Genomic DNA, 866 nt, shown 5'->3' with positions numbered 1-866 from the left:
CCCGGTGGCACGCCCGCCAACGCGGCGAAACTGCTCGCGGCACGCCGGGGCGGGATCCGGATCGTGACGGGTCTCAACCTGCCGATGCTGCTGGAGGTCTTGGTGCGCGGCGGTGACCTGGACGAGCTGGCCGAGCTGGCGCAGTCGGCCGGCCGTGGTGGGGTCCTGACCGAACCGGTGCTGACTCGATGACGCTTCTGCTCGCGGCCGGGCGCACGGTGATCACACCGGGACCCGGCCATCCGATGGGCGGCTACCTGGCCAGGGAGGGTGTCGCCACCGGCGTGCACGACGACCTGGAGGCGACGCTGGTCTGGTTGTCCTCGGAGGATGACCCTGGCGTGGTCTGGCTGGCGCTCGACGCCCTGGCCACCGACTTCTCGCTCACCCACGCGCTGGCGGCAGCTGTCGCCGCGGAGACGGGTGTTCCCGCCGATCGCGTGCTGGTGTGCGCTTCGCACACCCATTCCGGGCCGGACGGGTGGACGGGGTCGATCCACCCCGGGATGCCCGCGGAGCGGGAACCCGAGTTGGTTCGGCGGCTGATCGACCAGGTCAGGGAGGCAGCACGGCAGCTCCATCCACATCGGACACCGGTCGGTGCTCGCTGGCACGCGGGCGCGGCCGCGCGGGTCGGTGCCAACCGTCACCGGCTCGACGGGCCGCACGACGAAACAGTGGGCGTGCTGACGTTGCACCACTTGGACGGCACTGCGGCGGCCTTGCTCTTCGACTACGCCAGTCACCCGACCGTCCTTGGCGCCGACAACCTCGCGTGGTCGGCGGACTGGCCGGGCGTCACCCGCAGGAACCTGGCCGAGGTCGCCCCGGTGGCCGCGTTCCTGCAGGGTGCGGCGGGCGACGCC

Annotated in this window: 1 protein-coding gene and 1 pseudogene; both read left to right on the top strand. The window is 72.4% G+C overall.

Annotation, left to right across the window (positions count from 1 at the left end; all coding sequences use genetic code 11):
* A partial coding sequence (locus tag FXN61_RS49715; protein ID WP_376770838.1) for a PTS sugar transporter subunit IIA occupies positions 1–192 on the top strand: 192 nt, incomplete at its 5' end.
* A pseudogene (locus tag FXN61_RS49710) lies at positions 189–866 on the top strand (hypothetical protein); the annotation flags it as partial. The gene FXN61_RS49715 and the pseudogene FXN61_RS49710, both read left to right, overlap by 4 nt.

It is taken from the genome of Lentzea indica, from assembly GCF_012184385.1.
Taxonomy (GTDB): Bacteria; Actinomycetota; Actinomycetes; order Mycobacteriales; family Pseudonocardiaceae; genus Lentzea; species Lentzea indica.
The sequence above is the reverse complement of the archived record's forward strand: the minus strand, read 5'-3'. Positions and strand labels throughout refer to the sequence as shown.